The following is a 23119-nucleotide window of genomic DNA, read 5'->3' as shown; positions in this document are numbered from 1 at the left end:
GTGGAGATAAACCAATGCAAGCAGTCGCATTTATTAATGAGAAATCAGCACTATTAACGGACAATGTAAATCAATTTCTCATGCATAAAATCAGTTACAGCGTTTTAAGTAACTTGGTATGGGATGTACTACAGGATTGGCAATCTCTAGATGTCGTAGACGAAAAGGTCTCAAGTGAAAAAGAGCAGATCTTTTGGTTTCTCGTTTTTGAATTACATTATTGGGGTGAAGAAAAATTAGTAAGTAATACCGAATTACGTAAAAACCTATATAGCTGCGCATTATACTTAGAGCGTGAGAAAGACATGCCTAAACATTGCATTGGTTTACGACCAAATAGATTGGTTTCTGAAGAAACGTCAACAAACATGGAACAAGATATCGTTACATCGCGTTAGCCCCTAAATTTATAGGCTATTAAGAAACATGGATAATAATCAAATCCGCATTTCAACATTATAAAAAACCCCTTAGAAATTAATATCGCTAAGGGGTTCATCATTTAACTTCAAATTATGACTTATCTAACATTTACTAATTCTAGTTATTCAACTTCTTCCGAAAATTGAATTCTCGCTAAGCGTTCAAGTTCTTCTTCTCTAGCTGCATTAATCTCGTCTAAAATACCTTCTACATCAGCAGATTCCGTACTTTCAACAAACTCACCTGTCAATTTAACGTCAACAGTGAGCTCTGCAGCTTCGTATAAAGCCCACATCTCTTTAGCATACTTTGTTAGAAGTAACTCAGGTGCATATTGTCCGTAATATTGGGTCATATTGTCAACATCACGTTCCAGCATCCACTTAGCATTATTGTTTGCTGACGCATCAACCGCTTGAGGCAAATCAATAATAACAGGTCCATGTTCATCAACAAGCACATTAAATTCGGATAAATCACCATGAATAAGTCCATCGCAAAGCATTAACCTTACATAATGGATCACTTTATCATGATCAATTACAGCCTGTTCAGGGCTTAATTGAACATCCGCTAAACGCGGCGCAGCAAAACCATCAGCATCAGTGACTAACTCCATGAGTAAGACACCGTCAAAGCAACCATAAGGCTCAGGAACGCGTACACCCGCATTATCTAAGCGATACAACGCATCGACTTCGGCATTTTGCCATATTTTTTCTTGTTCGTTACGCCCAAAGCTAGAGCCTTTTTCCATTGCACGAGCACGTCGACTGTTACGAACTTTACGACCTTCTCGATATTGCACCGCTTGTTTAAAACTGCGGTTCTCTACGTCTTTGTAAACCTTCGCGCAACGGATCTCCTGACCACAACGCACAACGTATACCGTTGCTTCTTTACCACTCATTAACTGACGTAATACTTCGTCAACAAGCCCGTCATCAACAAGAGGTTGTATTCTTTGAGGCACTTTCACTAGTTATTATTCCCTAGTTAACCGTTACATGAACCTAGGATAATAACATTAAGTTAATTTGATTTAAAAGGCTATCGCCTAATTTATGAACGGTCATCATTGAGTTTTTCAGTGATTACTGGTTTCACCACTCAGATAAAATAGCAACAGGCGTGAATTGCGGCCCAAACTGCTCACATAGTTGCTCTGCGCGCTGCTTAAAGTTGTCCGCACCATAATGGTCTACGAATTGTAAAACACCCCCCGTCCAAGCAGGAAAACCTAACCCCAAAATAGAACCAATATTAGCATCGCGCGTACTTGTCACTACACCTTCTTCATAGGCTCTAAGTGCTTCGAGTGATTGCACAAACAACAAGCGGTCTTTAACTGTATCTATATCCCAGTTCTCTTGGGTCGGAAATACATCAACTAACCCAGCCCATAATTGCTTGTGCCCTTGCCCGTTGTAATCATAGAAGCCTGCGCCCGCTAGTTTTCCACGTCGTTTTAATGCCAGAAGCTTATCTAACACAGCATCGGCAGGGTTATCAAGCAGCACTTTACCTTCGGCTTTAAAATCTAATCGGGCTTGATTCCGCACATTATCAATCAGTGATAGGCTCACCTCATCAGTAATAGCCAAAGGTCCTACTGGTAATCCGGCTTGAATAGCGGCATTCTCAATAACTTCAGCGGGAATGCCCTCACTTAACAGTCGCATACCTTCCGAAACATAAGTAAAAAAAACTCGCGAGGTAAAAAAACCACGACTATCGTTAACCACAATTGGCACTTTACCAATTTGGATGACTAAGTCATAAGCTGCTGCCAGTGTCGCGGATGATGTTTTATCGCCTTTAATAATCTCGACGAGCGGCATTTTTTCTACCGGTGAGAAGAAGTGTAACCCAATAAAGTTTTCAGGTTTTGTCGACGCGGTGGCTAAACTTGAGATAGGTAATGTCGACGTGTTTGATGCCATGATCAACTCAGTTCCAACAGTAGTCAATATCTCTGTGATAGCTTGGTACTTAACCTTACGGTCTTCAAAAACAGCCTCAATAACCATATCACAACCGATTAAATCTGCTGATTCTTTGGATGGCGTAATACGTTGTAAAATTTCACATTTTTCTTCATCGTCTAATTTACAGTTAGCTAATATCGACGCTGTATATGACTTAGCAAAGACCGCCTTTTCCAAACTAATATCTTTTAAGACCACGGTAATACCATGACTCGCTAATGCATAAGCAATACCCGCGCCCATCATACCTGCGCCTAATACCCCGACTTTACTAAATTTTTTCACTGGCAGAGCAAGAGGACGAGAAGCGCCTGCTTTAATTTCATTATGCTGATGCCAAAACGTATTAATCATATTCTTAGCCACTTGACCACGAATAATACTAAGAAAATAACGTGTTTCTAATCTTAACGCTGTTTCAACATCCACTTCTGTCGATTCAATCATCACTGATAAGATAGCTTCAGGTGCGGGAAGGTTACCTTGTGTTTTTTTCTTTAATGTAGCAGGCGCTTGGACAATCATGCTGACGACATTAGGATCACTCACATTGCCTCCCGGTAGCTGATAGCCTTTTATATCAAAATCTTGGCTAACCAGATGCTGCTGTGACAAGATCCAATTCGTTGCTTGCGCCATCATTTGCACATTTGATGTTGCAGTTTGATTTATCAAGCCTAGTTTAAAGCCCTCTTCACTATCAAATTGTTTACCTTTAAGTAGATAAGGCATTGCCGCTTGCAAGCCGAGTAATCGAGTCATTCTGACAACACCACCGACACCAGGTATTAAACCTAACGTTACTTCAGGTAAGCCTAATAGCACATGTTTCACCAGCGCTATGCGATAATGACAGGCTAATGCTAACTCCCAGCCACTGCCAAGTGCTGCACCATTAATACAAGCCACAACAGGTTTTCCACACGTTTCTAGCCAACGCATCGCATCTTTAAGCGAAGACAATAACTGGAAGCTTTCCTCAATGCCTTGTTCAGCACTATGACTCAGTTCGGTGATATCACCACCAGCAAAAAAACTGGTTTTCGCAGACCGAAAAATAACACCGGTAAACGTCATCTGCTTGAGCTTGTTAACAGTCGTGACATAGTCATCAATAAAACTGCTATCAAGTAAATTCACCTTTGACGCAGGTTTATCAAAGATAAAATGCATTATTCCTGCATCGTCTAGCTCTAAACGGATTGATGACATACTTTATCCCTCTACACGTTCAATAATTGTTGCGATCCCCATGCCTCCACCTACACACAAGGTTACAAGACCACGTTTCAAATTACGCGTTTCTAATTCATCTAACAATGTCCCTAAGATAATTGCACCCGTTGCACCGAGTGGATGACCCATGGCAATAGAACCACCATTAACATTGACAATCTCAGGCGAGACATTAAGTTCGCTCATAAAACGCATCACAACAGCAGCAAACGCTTCATTAACTTCAAACAAATCAATATCGGCTATGGTTAACCCTGCCACTGCTAATGCTTTTTTGGTGGCTGGTACAGGCCCAGTCAACATAATGGTAGGATCGGCACCAACCACAGCAGTAGCAACGATTCTTGCTCTGGGTTTTAAACCCCACTTCACACCAGCTTCAGCACTGCCCACTAACACCAATGCTGCGCCATCGACAATCCCAGACGCGTTACCCGGAGTATGGACATGTTGAATTTGTCCAACTTGTGGATAACGACGTTTAGCGACGCTATCAAACGCAGTTTGACCAAGGCGAGCAAAAGCAGGATTAAGTTTGGCTAATGAACTAACAGAGCAATCAGGGCGAACAAGCTGATCTTTATCAAGTAATAACATGCCGTTGCGATCGCGTACTGGCACAACAGATTTATTGAATGCACCACGTTGCCAAGCCGCTGCGGCACGTCGATGGGAACGCGCTGCAAAAGTATCTACATCTTCACGACTATAACCATCGAGTGTGGCAATTAAATCCGCACCAATACCTTGCGGCATATAATCAGTCGCTAAACTAGTTTCAGGATCCATTGACCAGGCACCACCATCACGGCCCATTTTCACCCGCGACATCGATTCAACACCTCCAGCGATAACAAGGTGCTCCCAACCAGAGCGTATTTTCATCGCAGCTATATTGACTGACTCTAGCCCTGATGCACAAAATCGATTTAAACTTACCCCAGCTACATTGTCTTTCCAACCCGCAACTAACGCCGCTGTTTTAGCAATATTAGCCCCTTGCTCTCCAATAGGCGTAACACAACCCAATACGATGTCATCCACCGCGTCAGTATCAAAGCCATGTCGAGCTTGTAAATGGTTAAGTAAATCTGCCAATAGATTAACGGGTTTCACTTCATGCAAAGCACCGCTGGGTTTGCCTAAACCTCGCGGCGTTCGAATTGCGTCATAAATGAAAGCTTGGGGGATCATCAATTACTCCTAAATACTTGTTTAAGTCTTACTATACGCGTATACATTAACAATACGTTAAGACCCACCTCAAAAATAGCACAATACTTTATCAATTTCCGAACAAGCTATTAACACTATGAATTTTCGATCAATCATATTGATCTTTGCGTTATACTGTATCCCACTTAATGTAATAACCTAACAATGACAAATCTGATATGCCTCTTCGCGATTACCAACAAGCAGCTGTCGACGCTGCTTTAGCTCACTTTAGAAAATCGGATCAACCAGCAATCATTACACTGCCAACGGGTGCAGGTAAAAGTCACGTATTGGCTGAATTAGCCCGTCTAGCACGACACCCTGTCCTTATCCTTGCCCATGTAAAAGAACTGGTTGAACAAAATCACAGCAAATTTGAATATAATGGTTTCCAAGCCGGTATCTTTGCCGCCGGGTTAGGCAAGAAACAAGACGGTTTCAAAACAACGTTCGCCAGTGTTCAATCATTAAGCCGAAATCTTGATAAGTTTGACGGCTTTTACTCCTTGCTGATTATTGATGAATGCCACCGCGTTAGTTTGAGTGAAGATAGCCAATATCAAAAAGTCATTCGTCATTTGCAAAAGACCAACCCAAAACTGAAAGTACTAGGCCTTACAGCAACCCCTTACCGTTTAGATAAAGGCTGGATATATAAAAAACACTATCAAGGCTATGTAAGAACAGAAGATGAGACCCCCTTTGATAGCTGCATATTCGAACTTCCTTTACGCTATCTGGTACAAAAAGGATTCTTAACCACTCCCGCAGTGATTGATGCACCAGTTGCGCGTTATCAGTTTGACGACTTGCCACGGGAATACAATGAAGTACAGCTCGATCAATTTCTAGCGAAAAGCCCGCGCGTGACACAAGCTATCTGCAAACAATTAATCGAACTTGCCGCCAATCGTCAAGGCATCATGATCTTTGCCGCCAGTATTAAACATGCTCAAGAAATATTTAAACTATTGCCAGACGAACAAACCGCTATCATCACAGGTAAAACCGCCATTAAAGAACGTGATGAACTGATCCGCCAATTCAAAGCCAAAGAAGTCAAATATCTGGTCAATGTATCCGTATTAACCACTGGATTTGATGCGCCACATGTCGATGTTATTGCCATTTTACGCCGCACCGACTCGGTGAGTTTATATCAACAAATCGCAGGTCGAGGATTACGTCTCGCAGAAGGAAAAACCGATTGTTTAATCATTGACTACGCCGGTAATGGATTTGATTTATACCAACCTGAAATCGGCTCAACCAAACCAAACAGTAATAGTGATTTAGTACAAGTCCCCTGCCCAAGTTGTGATTTTGCCAATCTGTTTTGGGGGATCACGGATGCAGATGGTGACATCATCGAACATTACGGCCGCCGCTGCCAAGGTTTAATCGAACTCAATAACGGCAGTGAAGAACAATGCAACTACCGTTTCAAATACAAGCAATGCCCACAATGTAATGCTGAAAATGATATTGCCGCTCGCGAGTGCCAACAATGCCATGTCGATTTGATCGACCCTGATAATCAATTGAAAAAAGCGCTGCAACTTAAAGACCGTAAAGTGTTACGTTGTTCAGGTATTTCAGCGCTAGCTGATGGCGATAAAATAAAAATAAATTACCATGATGAAGATGGTGATGTTGTCAAAGAGACCTTCTATTTCAGTAATAAAAAACAACGCCAACGATTTTTCAGTATATTTTCTAGAACAGTCACAGGGTCACCGATTAGCGCGACCACTGCCGAGCAAATAACAGCCCAAATTCAAAGCTTTGTCGCGCCGGATTTTATCATTGCAAAAAAAGAAAAATACTTCTGGAAAATTGAACATCGTATATTTGACTACAAAGGAAATTACCGAAAAGCCAATCAGCAATAAAGTATTCCTAAGTCACAAAAGCTTGAAAAATAGTCACAAAAGTTTAAAAAAAAAGCAGTTGGCTGTCACTCTTTCAGAGGTATTGTCAACAGAAAAAACTACTAAAACTACCTATTTGGTAAATATACGTAAATAAGCACTTTTAGTCTATAAAAGACTTGATTGGGACCCGTTAACATCTAGAATGAGTAGAACAAATACATCATCAGAATGAGCTTTAATCAGTATTTATTGACAAGCTTAGTCTCACCTCAGAACTTATATAACTTTTATATAACTGTATATAAATCTCGGAGTTTATCAAATAATGAAAAAGTGGACCTTTGCCATGTTACTAATCGCACTAGCCTTATTTGGTAGTGTCATTGGTATGAACCTTATGAAACAAAAAGGTATTGCCGAATATATGGCTAACAGACCGGAGCCGGAATTTCCAGTGACCGTTGTCGATACTAAGACATCTGATTGGATACCAACAATTCAAGCGATTGGTTTCATCGAACCTAATCAAGGTGTCAATATTGCCAATGAAGTAGCGGGTAAAATTGATAGCATCACTTTTGATTCTGGTACTAAGGTAAAGAAAGGCCAACTATTAGTAAGCCTAGATTCTGACGTTGAAAGAGCAAATCTGAAAAGCTCGCAAGCAAAACTAAATGCCGCGAAGTCTAAATTCTTACGATACGAAGCGCTTTATAAAAAGAACGCCGTATCAAAAGAAGCATTAGATGAATCAGAAGCATCTTACTCTTCGTTACTTGCTGATATCGAAAGCCAAAAAGCAACAATTGCTCGTCGTAACATCACCGCACCATTCGATGGTGAAATTGGTTTACGTAACGTATTTTTAGGTGAGTATTTATCTGCTGGTACAGCGATTGTTCGTTTGGAAGATACCAGTGTAATGCGTTTACGTTTCACCGTGCCACAAACACAAATCTCTAAAGTTTATTTAGGTCAAGAAGTTGAAATTTTTGTTGACGCTTACCCTGAAACAGCATTCAACGGTAAAATTAGTGCCATCGAGCCTGCGGTCAACTACCAAAGTGGTTTGATTCAAATCCAAGCAGATATTCCAAATAACGAATCACAACTACGTTCAGGTATGTTTGCACGTGCTAATGTGATCCTACCAACAATCAAAGATCAAATTACTGTTCCACAAACAGCAATTACATTTACGCTTTACGGTGACAATATTTACCTTGTTAGTGAAGATGAAAATGGCGATCTACGTGTAACACAATCTGTTGTTAAAGTGGGCGAGCGTATTGATGCAATCGCTCATATTTTAGAAGGTGTTAAAGTGGGTGATAAAGTAGTTACATCAGGCCAAGTTCGTTTAAGTAATCACGCTAAAATACGCGTTATTGAAAACGATACCCTGAAAGTACCTGCTGAAACACCAATGCTTTAATCGGAGGATACATGCGCTTTACTGATATTTTTATTAAGCGTCCTGTTCTAGCGGTATCTATCAGCTTTTTGATTGCATTGCTTGGTGTACAAGCAATTTTCAAAATGCAGGTTCGAGAATACCCTGACATGACCAATACGGTTGTTACCGTATCTACTGGCTACTACGGTGCCAGTGCCGATTTGATCCAAGGCTTTATTACTCAGCCCTTAGAACAAGCGGTTGCCCAAGCCGATAATATCGACTTTATGACTTCATCGAGTGTATTAGGTAAATCAACGATTACCATCACGATGAAACTTAATACCGATCCCAATGCGGCATTATCTGATATTTTGGCTAAAACGAACTCAGTTCGTTCACTATTACCAAAAGAATCTGAAGATCCAACCGTAACTATGTCTACGGGTTCAACGACTGCGGTAATGTATATTGCCTTTAGCAGTGATGAACTATCTTCAAGTCAGGTAACCGATTATCTTGACCGTGTGATCAATCCACAGCTATTTACCATTAGTGGTGTATCTAAAGTTGACATGTATGGTGGTATTAAATACGCACTACGTGTTTGGCTCGATCCATTAAAAATGGCTGCATATGATCTGACCGCAACCGAAATTATGGGTGTATTGAATAGTAATAACTATCAGTCTGCAACAGGTCAAGCGATTGGTGAATTCGTTCTTTATAATGGTAATGCCAATACGCAAGTATCAGGTACTGCAGATCTTGAGCGTCTTGTTGTTTCTACTGACAAAGGCCAAGTTATCCGTTTGGGTGATATTGCTAAAGTCACGCTAGAAAAGAGCCACGACGTATATCGTGCATCCGCAAATGGTAAAGAAGCCGTTGTTGCCGCCGTTAATGCCGCGCCAACAGCAAACCCAATCACCATTGCTGCTGATGTATTAGCGATATTACCCGAACTTGAACGTAACTTGCCGACAAACATCCACATGAACGTGATGTATGACTCGACAGTTGCAATTAATGAATCGATTAAAGAAGTAATTAAAACGATTATAGAAGCAGCGCTTATCGTGATCGTGGTCATTACTTTATTCCTTGGTTCATTCCGTGCCGTCATCATTCCTATCGTCACTATCCCACTGTCACTGATTGGTGTCGCGATGATTATGCAGTCATTTGGTTTCTCGTGGAACTTAATGACACTACTGGCAATGGTACTGGCAATTGGTCTGGTGGTAGATGACGCGATTGTTGTATTAGAGAATATTGATCGGCACATTAAACTCGGTGAATCGCCCTTCCGTGCCGCTGTTATTGGTACACGTGAAATCGCAGTGCCAGTTATTGCAATGACAATAACACTGGGTGCGGTATATGCGCCGATCGCGTTAATGGGTGGTATCACGGGTGCGTTATTTAAAGAATTTGCCCTTACTCTAGCGGGTGCAGTATTAATTTCGGGTATTTTAGCACTCACATTGTCGCCGATGATGTGTTCTAAAATCTTAGTAGCCAATGCGAAACCAAGCAAGTTTGAACAAATAGTTCATGGTTTCCTTGATCGTATGACTAATACCTATGAAAAAATGATCAGTGCAGTAATGCAAAAACGCTCTGTCATGATCGCATTTTCAATTATCGTATTTGCTGCTTTACCTATGTTGTTTAAATTTATTCCAAGTGAACTTGCACCGTCTGAAGATAAAGGCGTAATGATGATGTTGGGTACTGCACCATCAAATGCGAACTTGGATTACATTCAAAATTCAATGAATGAAGTTAACGAAAAACTAAACGAGCAACCTGAAATAGCCTACGCACAGATTTTCTCTGGAGTGCCGAGCTCAAACCAAGCACTTGGTATTGCATCTATGGTGCCTTGGAGTGAACGTGAAGCAAGTCAAGCTGAAATAGTTAAACGTGTAACGGGCTTAGTTAAAGATGTACCGGGAATGTCAGTTATTGCTTTCCAAATGCCTGAGTTGCCAGGTGCGGGTTCTGGGTTACCAGTGCAATTTGTTATTACTACCCCGAATAGCTTTGAAAGTTTATTCCAAGTAGCAAGTGATGTATTGACTGCAGTACAAGCAAACCCTTTATTTGTTTATTCTGATTTAGATCTGAACTTCGATTCAGCGACGATGAAGATTAATATCGATAAAGACAAAGCCGGTGCTTACGGTATTACCATGCAAGACATTGGTATTACGCTAAGTACGATGATGTCTGATGGTTATGTTAACCGTATCGATTTAAATGGTCGTTCATACGAGGTTATTCCTCAAGTTGAACGTAAATATCGCTTAAATCCAGAATCAATGAACAGCTACTACGTACGGGCTGCTGATGGCCGCGCCGTTCCACTAGGCAGCTTAATCAGCATTGATGTTGTTGCTGAACCACGCTCACTTCCTCACTTCAACCAGCTAAACTCAGCAACAATTGGAGCAGTGCCTAGTCCAGGTGTTGCTATGGGTGATGCAATTTCATGGTTCGAAAACACAGCGTCATCTATGCTGCCAAAAGGTTATCGTTATGACTTTATGGGTGAATCACGTCAGTTTGTAACGGAAGGTAGTGCCTTGTATATGACTTTTGCACTAGCACTAGCAATCATTTACCTCGTACTTGCGATTCAGTTTGAATCAGCACGAGATCCTTTAGTTATCATGGTTTCAGTGCCGTTAGCAATATCAGGCGCATTGGTTTCTCTTGCTTGGGGGCTATCAACCATGAATATCTATTCTCAGGTTGGTTTGATTACCCTTGTCGGTTTGATTACTAAACACGGTATCTTGATCTGTGAAGTAGCAAAAGAAGAACAGCTACATAATGGTAAGAACCGAACAGATGCTGTTATTGAAGCGGCTAAAGTACGTTTACGTCCAATCCTAATGACAACAGCAGCAATGATTGCGGGTCTTATCCCGTTAATGTATGCAACTGGTGCGGGTGCTGAACAGCGCTTTAGTATTGGTATTGTGATCGTATCTGGTCTTGCAATCGGTACGCTGTTTACCCTATTCATCTTACCTGTAATTTATTCATTCCTTGCGACGGAGCACAAACCATTACCGATTTTCGTTGAAGATGAAGAATTAGAAGAAAGTGATAAACAATATGCGATTGCATGTGCTAAGACAACTTGTGAAGAAAAACCAGCAAGTTAGTTCGAGTATATAATCGGTGGCTAAATCATGCCGTAATCAGTTCTAGATCAATATCTATGTAGAATTGATGTAAAGAGGTCGCTTATGCGGCCTCTTTTTTTACCCATCACTTCAGTTCAAAGGTATATTAAACACCTAGTGAATTTTAACCTTCTTCATCCTGTAATTGAGTATTCATCATGACGTCTTTAGAGCACTTCCCTATTCCCTTGCTTGGCTTCGCCGCATTCAGTGGCACAGGTAAAACAACGTTAATCACCCGACTACTACCCGAATTAACGAAACGTGGCCTACGAATTGGCATGGTGAAACACAGTCATCATGATATCGAAATGGACAACCCTAACAAGGACAGTTATAAATTAAGAAAAGCCGGTGCTTGCCAAATGGTACTGGCATCGCCACACCGAACTGTTCTATTTGTAGAACAAGATGCCCCCGTAGAACCCGCATTAATCACTCAGTTGAATTGGCTGAACACCAATGAATTGGATTTGGTGTTGGTCGAAGGATTTAGGCATGAAGCCTTTACCAAGATAGAATTGTATCGCCCTAGTTTAGGAAAACCGATATTAGCGAAAGAAGATGAGCACATTATTGCCATCGCGTCCGACACAGAAAAAAGTGAATTGATATTAAATAACATAGAACTAACAGGTAAAAATATAGACTACTTAAACATAAATGACATTAATCAGATTTGTGAGTATATCTTTGGTTACATTAAGCGATCATACAATAACCGTTGATAAATAAGCCACTCAACAGTATGATGTAAACAATTATCATTTAGATTTAATTACAAGGAATGTTGATGTCTACGATAATAAAAACCAGTGCGATACTCGGGATGGTTGTATTAGGTGGCGTATATTTTGGTAAACCAGCCTATGAGAGTTATCAAATAACGAAAGCCTTAACACAACCAATTAATTTTGGTGAAACCTTATTACCCCAAATCGATAAACTCATCGCTGATTATGATTATTTTCCGACTACCGAAGACATAGCCAAAGCCGGTATCAATAGTAGTAAGATACCTATGGTCGCCTACATATCTTCCACGGGCGATACATTAAACATCGAAGGACAACTCAAACTCGTTCTGATCAATGATGGTATTGCTCCCGAACTTATTAATCAAAAAGTTATTTTTGTAAAAGACAGTAATGGCGAGTGGTCGTGCTCTATGACAGTTGAAGAACAATATAGACCAACCAATTGTAGTATAAACCCTCCTCAACAGCCTGTTTACGTTGGTTAATCGATTTGTTCGATGATTTAATAATACAAGTAAGCCTACTCCATGATGGTAGGCAAGCTACTTATTGGCCCTATCTTCTTTCCTCCCTGTTTATCGCCATTATATATCTCGCACCGAAAGCCAAATTAAATGCTATTCATATACTTACACACCGGTCTGCCAGAAGAGATTATGGCTGGTTTATTATCAATAACACATTCGCACTGTTCTTATTACTGCCTTTAGTCTCTGGTTACTCACAATTTATCGTTGCTACATTTGATGATGTCCTACCATTAAGAACCAGCACGTTACTACAAAGCACCCCGTCAATCTGGATTGACCTAATTTATACATTCACTATGTTCATTAGCTACGACCTGACTTATTTTTTCATTCATAAGCGGTTTCACGCAGATCCTATGTTATGGCTTTTCCATCAAGTCCATCACAATGCCGAAGTACTTACCCCGGCGACAGTATTTAGAGTGCATCCCGTAGAAACACTTATAAAAGTCATCAGTATAAGCACCGTGTTATCACTTACCCATCACCTATTTTCTTATATTACAAACTACACATTAACCTTGTTTAGCATTACTGGTGCCAATGTATTCCTTTGGTTGTTTTTTATTAGCGGCTACCACCTAAGACACAGCCATATCGCTGTTCATTATCCTCGTGCTATCAGTTTTATTTTAATGAGTCCAATACAGCATCAATGCCACCACAGTAAAGTAAGGAAACTGAGTAATTGTAACTATGGTTTTGCACTGTCTATCTGGGATTCACTTAACCGCAGTGTATACATTCCTAAAAAAGGGGAAGTTGTCGAACTTCCCCTCAAAAATATATCAGTTAGCGAACAATTGAGTTTACCGTGTAAAGCAGCAATCAAACACTATCCTTTAAAGTCTGCGTTGCTATTTGCATGCCTTTTGGCGCCCGCGATAATAAGTATTTATCATCAATACCATCACGAGTAACAACAAAGCGGTTAAGTCAATACTGCCACTTCCGAAGCTTCCACCAACTTTCACATTTCGAGTTTTTGTTGCCATTACACCGTCACTATTCTCAATCGTTAACGTGACACCATAACGACCAACTTCCTCGAAGTTATGAATGGGAGAATTTTCAGTGCTGGATTGTCCATCTCCAAAGTCCCAAAGGTAATTTCCTGGTTCAGACGACAGATTAGTAAACGTCACATTACGCGCTGTCACGTCATAGCTAAAATCAGCCAGTAATGTAAAACCAACATTAACTGTTAGCGATGTCTCGATAATGTCGTTCTTTGCATCTGTCACAGACAGCTGAACTTCATATATGTTGTTAATGTTATAGTGATGCTGTGGATTTTTTTCATTACTGACATGACTAGCGTCACCAAAACGCCACTCGTAACTAAAAGGCGCAGTACCACCATAAACCAAAGCTACAAAATCAACATCTACACCTCTCACCTTGGCTCCTATTTCGGCCGTTAGAGGCTCTTCCTGTGAGTCAGAGATAATTAGATCTTGCACTGACACATCCGAGTTTCCTAATACATCGGTCACTCTATGTGTAACTTGATAACGACCAGGTTTTGTATAACTGTATGAAGGTGATTTATCAGAACTCTGACCGACTCCGTCACCAAAATCCCAATAGTAACTATTGATTGCAGAGTGCCCAACGCTATTGTTCGTAAATGACGCGGTATAGCCCCCCCGCTGAAAACGGTAAGCAGAAGTGAGTGAATAGACATCTCGAACAATTCTCAACCTGACTTCACTACTATCAGCTGCTTGGCCTAAAACTTGAAATTTAATCCCCCATTTCGGAAGTTGAACACCTGAACTAGGTTGAAGAGGTGAACTATAATCCAGGCTATCATCGAAGAATTGATTGCTACTGAGATTGTCATCATTAGGGTAGTTGGATTGCTGAAATAGACTAAAGGCAGCATCCCTAACTTGAGTAACGCCGCCCGCTTGAGGTATTACGTTTTGGTCAGCATCAACAACCGAGATGAAACCATACCCAGGATTAACCGTTACGTGATTGCCAGTATAATTTTCGTCAGCGAACCACATAACCACACCTGGATCATAACCTTTTAATGCTAAACCTTTCTCAAGCTGTTGGTTGCTTCTTAGTTGAACATAATAATACTGATCTCGCATAGGGCTGTAACTCGCCGTTTTCTCAAAACCATTAAGTACTGAAATGTTGGTTTCTGCATTATCAAAAAATACATTTCCTTTCGACGAGTTAATCATCAGATCATCAACTAAAAGACCAAACCCAGATTTAGAGTCGTCTGTAATATACTTAATTTGCACTTCGATAGGCATGCCTGCATAATCGGACAAATCAAATTCAAGCAATGTCCAATTTGGTAGCGATTTACCCATCAACATATACTTAACACCAGCGAGTTCGGGGGCAGAGCTTGTATCTTGCGTATAGCGATTTTTTAATGGTGTGCCGTTAACGAGAAATTGAACATAATCACTATCAGTTTCAATATCCCATAGTGCTTGCATTGATAATGTTAGACTTGCATCTTCAGGTAAAATCGCATGAAACGTCAAGCTATTACGAAGCAAGTTACCAACCCCTGAAGCATAATTAAAACTACCAGAATATGCTTTTTTATAAACTTGCATTTGTGGTGGTAATTTTATTTTGACTTGGTTCAATGAATTGCCGTGTTGTTGAGCCTCAAACAAGGTTATATCTAAACCTGATTCATTTAGTTCACTTGCGTCTAGGTAAAGCTGATTCATCCATTTACCACCGTAGCGCTGTTGTAAATAATCGCGTGCTAAAGGGCTAAAACCACTGGGTTCAACTCCTCTTACTTCACCTAAATAACTACCCCTTGCCATAATCGACCAATACCCTACCGGTGCGTCAATCTGGTTTTGAAAAGTATCATATTCGTCTTTAAGTCCGAGATCATGTCCAAATTCGTGCGCAATTACACCCGTTGCCGCATCGATGGGGGCTATCGTGTAATTAAAAACGACATATGGTGTATTTTCAATACGATGAAAGACCACAGATCGATGTGACCATATTGCATCCTCGCCCAATACACCACCACCCGTTTCTTCGCCGATACTCGAATGGAAGATCATGACATGATCAATAATGCCATCGCTTTCATTCCGATTACCATCACCATCTAAATCATAAGGATCTTCATTATCATAATCTGCAAGATTAACCGAATTAGAAGCTGCCATAGCATCAACAGCTTCCATGACTAATTGACTAACCTGGCTATCATTATACTCCTTATTCTTGCCATAATATGATGCGTTTTCACTCGCAGTATGCCAACCAGACACTTGACCATTGAAAAAGAAAGTATTGCCTGACTCGTTAAGGAAGTACTGGTATGCGGATAAATAATTTTTACCATTTGGTCCTGTAAAACCATTTGATGAGAATAGGATACTCGAATAATGTCCAGGAGAATAACGAGAGTAATACATAGGTGTATCACCCGGTTCTAGCCTATTATCATTGTTTAGCAAATCGGGGAAATCAATCAAAATTGCCAGCACGTTAACATGATGGCTTGTAGGAAGCTCAGCAGAGGTTATGTTCTTATTAACTGCATCATTAAACTGTTTTTTAGAACGTTGTTGTTTATAATCATTCAGCGCTTTAATGCTTTCTTCTGATAATGGCCTTATTTTCTCATTTTTGTAATTTGCCACATAATCTTGTACCGCTTCGGTCATTTTTTGCTTTGATGCATCATTTGCCAGCTTATTACGCTTTTTTAACCAATACGCTATACGCTCTTTATCAACTAAAGCTGAATCAAGGTGGTACGACGAACGACTATTAGCATCGGTTTTACTGGCCTCACTTAGCATATCAGCCATTGAAAGCTGAGAAGTAAAAAAAAACATAATAAAAAATATAATTTTTTGCATTGAGTTAGTCATTTCAGCTCACACCTAGTCCATTTTCATTCATATGATCCAACATAGACTGACCATGGTTGTGCCCCCTTTCAGCCGCTTTTTCATACCAGTAATATGCTTTTCCCAGGTCTTTATCGCGCCCCAACCCCAAGAAATAAAGTTCCCCCATTAGCGTCATTGCGTTGGGGTTTTTTTCAATAATTGATTTACCACACCAATAAAAAGCTTTGTCATAATCTACCGCAGCATTGTAATCACCGTACATATATTGATAACAATATGAATGTGTCATCTGTTGATGTAGCGTGGCTTCAAGCTGTGTATTAGAGTGAGAAATACTCTCGCAGCCACTCACCATACATAACCAAAATAAAAAAAAACATTTTAACATTATATCCATAATATCCCTATTTTTATTACTCTCTATTTAGCGGCATAAAAGTGCGCACTGTAAGGCTAAGTCTTCTAACGATAATTGCTTACCTTCCCGTGTTAAATCATTTTTATTAAATTCCCCGTCTTCAGGAGAAGTCAGTAACCTCGGTGTAATTAACAAGATAAGTTCACTGCGCTGTTTCTTATCCGAGATCGATTTAAATAAATTACCCAAAAAAGGAATATCGCCTAGGAAAGGTACTTTAGTTTGATCATCACTGATGGTTTCTCGGATCAATCCACCTACGGCAATAGTGTGGTTGTCTTTAACAATAATGGTGCCTTCGAGCCTCGCTGTATTAATCGTATCAATGGATAGCACTTTAATTTCACCTTGAGAGTTAACCAAACTTATATTCGCACCCGCTTGTCTAATACTCGAATTCTCTTGTTTTATATTGAGTCTAATCGTCCCATCTAACATATTAATAAATGGCGTTATTTCGATACTGTTGCCTACCTCTTCTATTTCAGTCAGTGGAATAATGCCACTGCTACTTGTCGTAATGCCATTCGTTGTCGTTGTCGTGTCAGAAGATTCATAACCTTTAACAAGTAACTGTTCTTCACCCACAAACAGCTTAGAAGTTCGGTTATTTGATGCAAGAATCATTGGTGTTGACAGCACATTTACTTTCTTGTTTTTTTGTAATAATTCAATGTTAGCTTTAAGATAATTGTTCATGTATTCAAAAATAAATGAACCACTATTTGCGAGTGGATTATTACCGATTAATATCGGCGCTTGGCTTTTTCCTTGGATGGATACACCGTTAATATCAAAGTTAAATACCGAGCTAAAATTATCATCCACAAGAACGTCAAGAATCTTCATTTCAAGAAGTACCTGGGGCACTGGTCTATCTAACTCTTTTATTAATTTACCAATTTGTTCAAGGGCCCTTCGATCACCGGTGCGAATCAACACTAAGTTGTGCTCTTCGGCAACAGTGACATAGATAGGCTCTTGCTGATCAAATAGCTGTTGAACTTGACTTGCCGAGATGACGTTATTACCTAAACCATTTGTTTTAAGTGATGATAATTGGTCGATACTCAGTTCACCTGAAATGGTATTTTTAGACGCCGTTCCTTCTTCACTTGATTGACCTGCACCGCCACTCCCTGTAGAAAACCGTTCTCCGGAATTACTTCGTTTAACCCGCTCTCCGTATAAATTGCCAATAGCATCAGCAGCCAGATTCACGTTTAAATTATTAAGGTTAAACACCTTGGTTTCTTCATCTCTATGGATAACTAAATCTTGTGCGTACTCTGCGTTTGTCATAATGCGATATGTATTAGTGGTATCCTCTTTTCGATACCATAAATTGTTAATACGGCAAATTGTTTCAATTGCATGTTTAACACTGATATGGCGTAAAAACACTGTAACTTCAACTTCTTTAGCACCTGGTGTGATCACAACATTCACATCCGACAGCTCAGATATGATCCGAACAGCATCTATTAACGCCGCCCCTTTAAACTCTAACTCTTCCAATATTTGTTCATCATTTGGTACTGCGGAATTAACTGGACTCGTGAAAATAAACAGTGTTAAAACGAGCGTCATTACCCCGATATATAATTTTTTCATCGTCATATTCATTATCTCACAACAATTAAATCGCCGAGCGTGCCGACTTCGACAATCACATTGAGCCGACTGATTTTTTTTATTTTTAACACTTGTTTCGGCGAGGCCGGATTAAAGCCAATTTCGTCGCCAATTCGAACCATATGAACACCATGTCCGCCGATATCAAGCAAAGCTAAAGGTTCTTTAATATTTTTCTTAAAAACCACTCCCTTTAAAGTCAGTTTTGGTAACGTCGTGGAAAATGCACTATTTTTAAAATCGTATCCAGCATAGGGAGTATCTTGTGCTACTGACATTTCAGGTTTTGTTAATTTGGCTAGTGATTTCGTCATCGAAAAAGGATCTCTAACACCATCAATAAAAGCATTAATATTGACTGTAAATCGTGCGGTATTTGGTTTTAAATGGCTTTTAATTTCAGTTTCAACGTAAGGGTCGGCTAGATCTCTGTTAGACATTTTATCTTTGAGTATTGAACTATGATCTTCTATAATTTGAAGCAATCCTGTGACTTGTTCTTTTGCTGTTTCACCACGCAAATTAGCACTCCAAAACAACCCTAAGATAACAATCAGATAAGCCCATAACTTGTAGCTGAACAAAATGGATATAATGGCATTCATACTAGGTCGATGCCCCCATCATAGCTTTAAAAAATCCGATATAAACCGTCATCACCATACCGCCAATCAACAAAATGGACGCTGGCTCAACAAGATTCGCCATTGTTTTACTTAATGCTTTCAACCCTTCTTCATAGAAACATCCCGCTTCAAACATAATTTCAACCAAGCCCCCTGTTCTTTCCCCCACGGATGCAAGTTGAGAGATAAGCGGATCGATGTAGGGAGACGTTAAACTTGAACCCAGATCTCGTCCAATAAGCACGCTGTCTGTCGCTTTTTTTATTTCCAACGCAATGACTGAATTTGGAATAAGTTTTTCGACAATTTTTAATGCTTCCACCAGTGTTAAACCACTTTGTAATAACATCGATAAACCCCAACCAATTTGCGACATAGCGCCAACTCGAACCACCTTGCCAAACACAGGGGTCATAAGGACTATTTGGTCGGTAATATATCGACCTTTTACCTTTGTTCTTATGTAATGAAGTAATGCAAGACCTGCCGCGACACCTAAGATAATGAACAAACCATAGGCATTAATGAAGTTGGAAATATCAATTAATCGTTGTGTCTCAGGCGGGAGTTTTTTACCCGAATTTTCAAAAATTTTGGCAAACTTTGGGATCACAGTAGCGACGAGAAAATACCCCATAAATACAGCTATCAGCATAGTTATTCCAGGATATAACATGGCAGCCATCATCTGACGTTTCATCTCGGCTTTACGACCCATATCATCTGCGACCCGTCCCATCACAACATCTAATTCACCCGTGGCTTCAGCACTGCGGATCATATGTTCTGACATACTGGTAAATACACCCGCTTGGGCAATACCATCTGAAAAACTACCGCCGCTTTTAATGTGATTACTGATATCGGTGACAATTAACCCAATTTTTCCACCCATGATATTCGCGACCATGTCTAAACTCTCGGTGAGCGCGAGACCAGAACGGAGCATTAAAGCCATTTGTCTAAAAAAGAAGATTTTCTTATTACTTGATACAATACCGACTTGTGCCAAGAGTTTACTTAACTCACCTTTAACGCCTGCATCCACGTTTGTTTCTGCATCATGGGTGACTTCTAATCCAAATAGCCCGAGTTGGCGTAACTGTGCATTTACATCACGTTTATCCTCGGCCTCAAGTGTGCCAAACTGCTCATTACCTTGTTTATCAAGTGCGACATAATTAAATAATGGCATTAGTTAATCGCCTCTTCACGACCTAAAGATAAACGTTCGAATTCAGCAATGCTTGTATGCCCTGCTCGTATTTTTTCTCGGCAGTCATCCGCTAAACTCACAAAATCCGTAGCATTTTCGAGAATTTCTTTTTCAGTCGCACCATTACCAATCACTTGCGCTAAATGATCGTCAACCCACAGGGTTTCAAATAAGGCTATTCGCCCTTTATAACCACTGTCGTGACAGTTCGCACACCCCTTAGCTTGATAAACAGTACCCTTGAAAACATTCGCGTCATCAATTTTTTTTTCATTCACATAGCCATTATGCTCATGAGTTAGGCGCAATAACTTTCTATCATCGTCAGAAAGTTCAACAGATACTTTACAAAACCCACATAATCGACGCACCAAACGCTGAGCAATAATACTCACTAACGTTGAACCGATTAAAAATGGTTCGGCACCAATATCGATCAAACGACTGATGGTTGAAACAGCAGAATTAGTATGCAAAGTTGAAAATACCATGTGACCAGTCAATGCCGCTTTCATGGCAATCCCCGCTGTTTCACTATCTCGAATTTCCCCGACCATGATCACATCTGGGTCATGACGTAGAAATGATCTTAATGCACTGGAAAATGATACTTTTGAGCTAACTTGAACCTGAGAAATGCCTTCCATTACATATTCAATGGGGTCTTCAACAGTCAACACATTGATATCGTTACTGGCAATTTGTTGGAGCGCAGAATACAGGGTCGTTGATTTACCAGATCCCGTTGGACCCGTAATTAAAATCATGCCATGAGGGCGTTTGATGACGTCTGAAAATCGCGCTAAAGCCCGTTCTGAGAAGCCTATTTTCTTTAACGATAATGCTTCACTGTCAGAGCCTAATAACCGTAACGTAGCCCTTTCTCCAAACTTAACAGGCACGGTTGCGGCACGAATATCAAAAGAAATATTATTATCTAATTCATAAGTCATGCCGCCATCCTGCGGCATACGTTGTTCTGAAATGTCCATACCTGCAAGTACTTTCATACGACTCATGAGAGCAGCGCCTTGCTCTGCACTAAAAATCTGTGCGTAAGGCTGTAAGCAGCCATCAATTCTAAATCGAATATGGAATGTTTCTTTTGCAGGTTCAAAATGTATATCCGATGTACGGTACAAATAGGCTTCACGGATCATCTCATCCAAACTAATAACAGGATCAAACTCAGGTGGTTCCTCATCGTTTGTCGCTTGCGTAACCCGAATCACGAGCTGCTGTAATAAATTCGGATCCGTCATACAAATTTCTATATCGGGCGGAAGTAATCGCTGTACCTGTGATAACCCAGCTCTATCTTCAGGATTATCCACCAGCAATAATGCGGTTTCGTCGATGGGCATTAATGGGACCACTAATCGACGCTCAATGATTGAAGGTGATATTTTTCTTAATAGCTGAGGATCAACACGTATTTCATCATTAGTCAAAAATCGGATTCCCTGCGTTTGTGCATACGCCCGATATAAATCAGCAATAGGAAATCGCAATTTATAAGTTAGCAGATGCAACAAATCAACACGCTCACGTCTTGCTGCAAGTTTGTATTCTGCAATCTTAGTTTCATCTAACATACCCGTTTGAATACCCGCATTGATTAATACGTTATCTCTGATCATTTAGTTATATCCCTTCAGTAATTGATTAACTAACTCATTAAACGCATGTGGTTTTCTTGCTAATCTAACGCCTTGCTCTCGAGGAATTAATTTTTCTTTCACCCGTAATGCCAATGCATAATCATGCGTTTGATTACCTAACGCACGACCTGATTCCATAACAGAATAGATCTGTTCCGGTTTATGATTTCTGATCAAGTTAGATACAGCTGAATTAACGATAAGGATTTCATTAACAGGTACACGCCCTGTTGCGTTATCAGGACGTACTAAGGTTTGTGTTACCACTGCTCGAAGTACCATTGATAATTGCTGACGCACCCCCGATTGTTCCTCACCAGGAAACGCACCAACTAAGCGGTCTATAACACCTATCGCGTCATTGGTGTGTAACGTAGAAAACACTAAGTGGCCTGTTTCAGCAGCCATTAACGCGGCGTTCATGGTTTCGAGGTCTCGCATTTCGCCGAGTAAGATCACATCAGGATCTTCACGCATAGCGGCCCTGATTGCATCGGAAAAACAATTAACATCTCGGCCTATTTCTCGTTGATGTATCATTGCTTGTTTATTGTGATGTAAAAACTCCACAGGGTCTTCAATCGTTAAAATATGACAGGGTCTAGTTTCGTTTATCTCATTGATAATACTGGCTAACGTCGTGGACTTACCACTGCCCGTCGCGCCTGTGACTAATACTAACCCATCTTTTAATTGCGCTAGTTTTAGTAGTTGTTTTGGTAATCTCAATTCTTCTAAACTATGAAAACTGCCATCTAACCAACGTATCGCAAGGGCTGGGCATCCTCGCTCAAAATAGATATTTACACGATACCTTAAGCCCGTTTTACTCGTAAATGCGAGGTCTATACTTCGATGTTCAACTAACTGCTGATACTGTCTGTCATCAGTAATAACTTTACAAAAACCTTGTAATGTTATCGGTGTTAATTGGTCTAAATCCGTCTGTTCAACTAAACGACCAGAAAGCCTAAATGTAGGGTAGCAACGGTCAGACAAATGTATGTCAGACGTATTTAACCCATCCGCGACAGTTAAGATTGATTCAAAAGATGCTAATGTACTCATAAA

The 23119-nt window shown here is 40.3% G+C and carries 17 protein-coding genes; 7 read left to right on the top strand and 10 right to left on the bottom strand.

Translation table 11 applies throughout. From position 1 onward, the window contains the following. Nucleotides 1–14 precede the first annotated feature (14 nt). Nucleotides 15–398, top strand: coding sequence for a hypothetical protein (locus HRT96_RS06140; protein ID WP_293153758.1), 384 nt, complete (start codon nt 15–17; stop codon nt 396–398). Nucleotides 399–544: 146 nt separating this feature from the next. On the opposite strand, the gene HRT96_RS06135 is transcribed toward HRT96_RS06140, so the two are convergent. From HRT96_RS06135 to HRT96_RS06125, 3 genes are all read right to left on the bottom strand, one after another. After that, the gene (locus HRT96_RS06135) at nt 545–1402 is read right to left on the bottom strand and encodes a PA4780 family RIO1-like protein kinase (RefSeq protein ID WP_293153755.1); all 858 of its coding nucleotides are present in this window, start codon (nt 1400–1402) and stop codon (nt 545–547) included. A 124-nt stretch (nt 1403–1526) separates the two neighbouring features. After that, entirely contained in the window at nt 1527–3623 is a 2097-nt protein-coding gene (locus tag HRT96_RS06130; protein ID WP_293153752.1) for a 3-hydroxyacyl-CoA dehydrogenase NAD-binding domain-containing protein, read from the bottom strand. Between the two features lie 3 nt (nt 3624–3626). Next, a complete protein-coding gene (locus tag HRT96_RS06125) occupies nt 3627–4841 on the bottom strand; it encodes an acetyl-CoA C-acetyltransferase (RefSeq protein WP_293153749.1) in 1215 nt (404 codons plus the stop codon). Nucleotides 4842–5041: 200 nt separating this feature from the next. Between HRT96_RS06125 and HRT96_RS06120 the strand changes: the two genes are divergently transcribed. The 6 genes from HRT96_RS06120 to HRT96_RS06095 all read left to right on the top strand — a co-directional run bounded on the left by HRT96_RS06120 (nt 5042) and on the right by HRT96_RS06095 (nt 13543). Further along, nucleotides 5042–6757: a DEAD/DEAH box helicase gene (locus HRT96_RS06120; RefSeq protein WP_293153746.1), complete on the top strand. Its 1716-nt coding sequence runs from the start codon at nt 5042–5044 to the stop codon at nt 6755–6757. A 307-nt stretch (nt 6758–7064) separates the two neighbouring features. After that, nucleotides 7065–8174, top strand: coding sequence for an efflux RND transporter periplasmic adaptor subunit (locus HRT96_RS06115; protein ID WP_293153743.1), 1110 nt, complete (start codon nt 7065–7067; stop codon nt 8172–8174). Nucleotides 8175–8185: 11 nt separating this feature from the next. Next, nucleotides 8186–11314, top strand: a complete 3129-nt coding sequence (locus HRT96_RS06110) for a multidrug efflux RND transporter permease subunit (RefSeq protein WP_293153740.1) — start codon at nt 8186–8188, stop codon at nt 11312–11314. A 179-nt stretch (nt 11315–11493) separates the two neighbouring features. Next, nucleotides 11494–12063, top strand: coding sequence for a molybdopterin-guanine dinucleotide biosynthesis protein B (gene mobB / locus HRT96_RS06105; protein WP_293153737.1), 570 nt, complete (start codon nt 11494–11496; stop codon nt 12061–12063). A 65-nt stretch (nt 12064–12128) separates the two neighbouring features. After that, nucleotides 12129–12578 (top strand): pilin, encoded by a 450-nt coding sequence (locus HRT96_RS06100; protein WP_293153734.1) that lies wholly within the window; start codon nt 12129–12131, stop codon nt 12576–12578. A 5-nt stretch (nt 12579–12583) separates the two neighbouring features. After that, nucleotides 12584–13543: a sterol desaturase family protein gene (locus HRT96_RS06095; RefSeq protein WP_293153731.1), complete on the top strand. Its 960-nt coding sequence runs from the start codon at nt 12584–12586 to the stop codon at nt 13541–13543. Here the strand turns inward: HRT96_RS06095 and HRT96_RS06090 are convergent. Genes HRT96_RS06090 through HRT96_RS06060 form a run of 7 tightly spaced genes read right to left on the bottom strand, consistent with a single transcriptional unit; the run spans nt 13481 to nt 23116 of the window. Further along, nucleotides 13481–16510, bottom strand: coding sequence for an immune inhibitor A domain-containing protein (locus tag HRT96_RS06090; protein WP_293153728.1), 3030 nt, complete (start codon nt 16508–16510; stop codon nt 13481–13483). The two genes, HRT96_RS06095 and HRT96_RS06090, sit on opposite strands and share 63 nt — an antisense overlap. 1 nt (nt 16511) lies before the next feature. Further along, on the bottom strand, nt 16512–16889 hold the full coding sequence (locus tag HRT96_RS06085; protein WP_293153725.1) for a tetratricopeptide repeat protein: 378 nt from the start codon (nt 16887–16889) through the stop codon (nt 16512–16514). Nucleotides 16890–16916: 27 nt separating this feature from the next. Beyond that, nucleotides 16917–18524 (bottom strand): hypothetical protein, encoded by a 1608-nt coding sequence (locus HRT96_RS06080; protein ID WP_293153722.1) that lies wholly within the window; start codon nt 18522–18524, stop codon nt 16917–16919. A gap of 11 nt (nt 18525–18535) precedes the next feature. After that, nucleotides 18536–19150: a hypothetical protein gene (locus HRT96_RS06075; RefSeq protein ID WP_293153719.1), complete on the bottom strand. Its 615-nt coding sequence runs from the start codon at nt 19148–19150 to the stop codon at nt 18536–18538. 1 nt (nt 19151) lies between these two features. After that, nucleotides 19152–20366, bottom strand: coding sequence for a type II secretion system F family protein (locus HRT96_RS06070; RefSeq protein ID WP_293153716.1), 1215 nt, complete (start codon nt 20364–20366; stop codon nt 19152–19154). After that, nucleotides 20366–22027, bottom strand: coding sequence for a GspE/PulE family protein (locus HRT96_RS06065; protein WP_293153713.1), 1662 nt, complete (start codon nt 22025–22027; stop codon nt 20366–20368). Before HRT96_RS06065 ends, HRT96_RS06070 begins: the two co-directional genes overlap by 1 nt. Next, on the bottom strand, nt 22028–23116 hold the full coding sequence (locus HRT96_RS06060) for a type IV pilus twitching motility protein PilT (RefSeq protein ID WP_293153710.1): 1089 nt from the start codon (nt 23114–23116) through the stop codon (nt 22028–22030). Between the last annotated feature and the right edge of the window lie 3 nt (nt 23117–23119).

Origin of the sequence: Moritella sp., from assembly GCF_013215705.1 — a bacterium.
Taxonomy (GTDB): Bacteria; Pseudomonadota; Gammaproteobacteria; order Enterobacterales; family Moritellaceae; genus Moritella.
This window is presented reverse-complemented; position numbering and strand designations above follow the sequence as displayed.

Bases quoted from the DNA above. Each gene is read 5' to 3' on its own strand.
- HRT96_RS06140 (WP_293153758.1), top strand. From the start codon at position 15: ATGCAAGCAGTCGCATTTATTAATGAGAAATCAGCACTATTAACGGAC.
- HRT96_RS06130 (WP_293153752.1), bottom strand. From the start codon at position 3,623: ATGTCATCAATCCGTTTAGAGCTAGACGATGCAGGAATAATGCATTTT.
- HRT96_RS06125 (WP_293153749.1), bottom strand. From the start codon at position 4,841: ATGATCCCCCAAGCTTTCATTTATGACGCAATTCGAACGCCGCGAGGT.
- HRT96_RS06120 (WP_293153746.1), top strand. From the start codon at position 5,042: ATGCCTCTTCGCGATTACCAACAAGCAGCTGTCGACGCTGCTTTAGCT.
- HRT96_RS06115 (WP_293153743.1), top strand. From the start codon at position 7,065: ATGAAAAAGTGGACCTTTGCCATGTTACTAATCGCACTAGCCTTATTT.
- HRT96_RS06110 (WP_293153740.1), top strand. From the start codon at position 8,186: ATGCGCTTTACTGATATTTTTATTAAGCGTCCTGTTCTAGCGGTATCT.
- mobB (WP_293153737.1), top strand. From the start codon at position 11,494: ATGACGTCTTTAGAGCACTTCCCTATTCCCTTGCTTGGCTTCGCCGCA.
- HRT96_RS06100 (WP_293153734.1), top strand. From the start codon at position 12,129: ATGTCTACGATAATAAAAACCAGTGCGATACTCGGGATGGTTGTATTA.
- HRT96_RS06090 (WP_293153728.1), bottom strand. From the start codon at position 16,510: ATGACTAACTCAATGCAAAAAATTATATTTTTTATTATGTTTTTTTTT.
- HRT96_RS06085 (WP_293153725.1), bottom strand. From the start codon at position 16,889: ATGGATATAATGTTAAAATGTTTTTTTTTATTTTGGTTATGTATGGTG.
- HRT96_RS06080 (WP_293153722.1), bottom strand. From the start codon at position 18,524: ATGAAAAAATTATATATCGGGGTAATGACGCTCGTTTTAACACTGTTT.
- HRT96_RS06075 (WP_293153719.1), bottom strand. From the start codon at position 19,150: ATGAATGCCATTATATCCATTTTGTTCAGCTACAAGTTATGGGCTTAT.
- HRT96_RS06070 (WP_293153716.1), bottom strand. From the start codon at position 20,366: ATGCCATTATTTAATTATGTCGCACTTGATAAACAAGGTAATGAGCAG.
- HRT96_RS06065 (WP_293153713.1), bottom strand. From the start codon at position 22,027: ATGATCAGAGATAACGTATTAATCAATGCGGGTATTCAAACGGGTATG.
- HRT96_RS06060 (WP_293153710.1), bottom strand. From the start codon at position 23,116: ATGAGTACATTAGCATCTTTTGAATCAATCTTAACTGTCGCGGATGGG.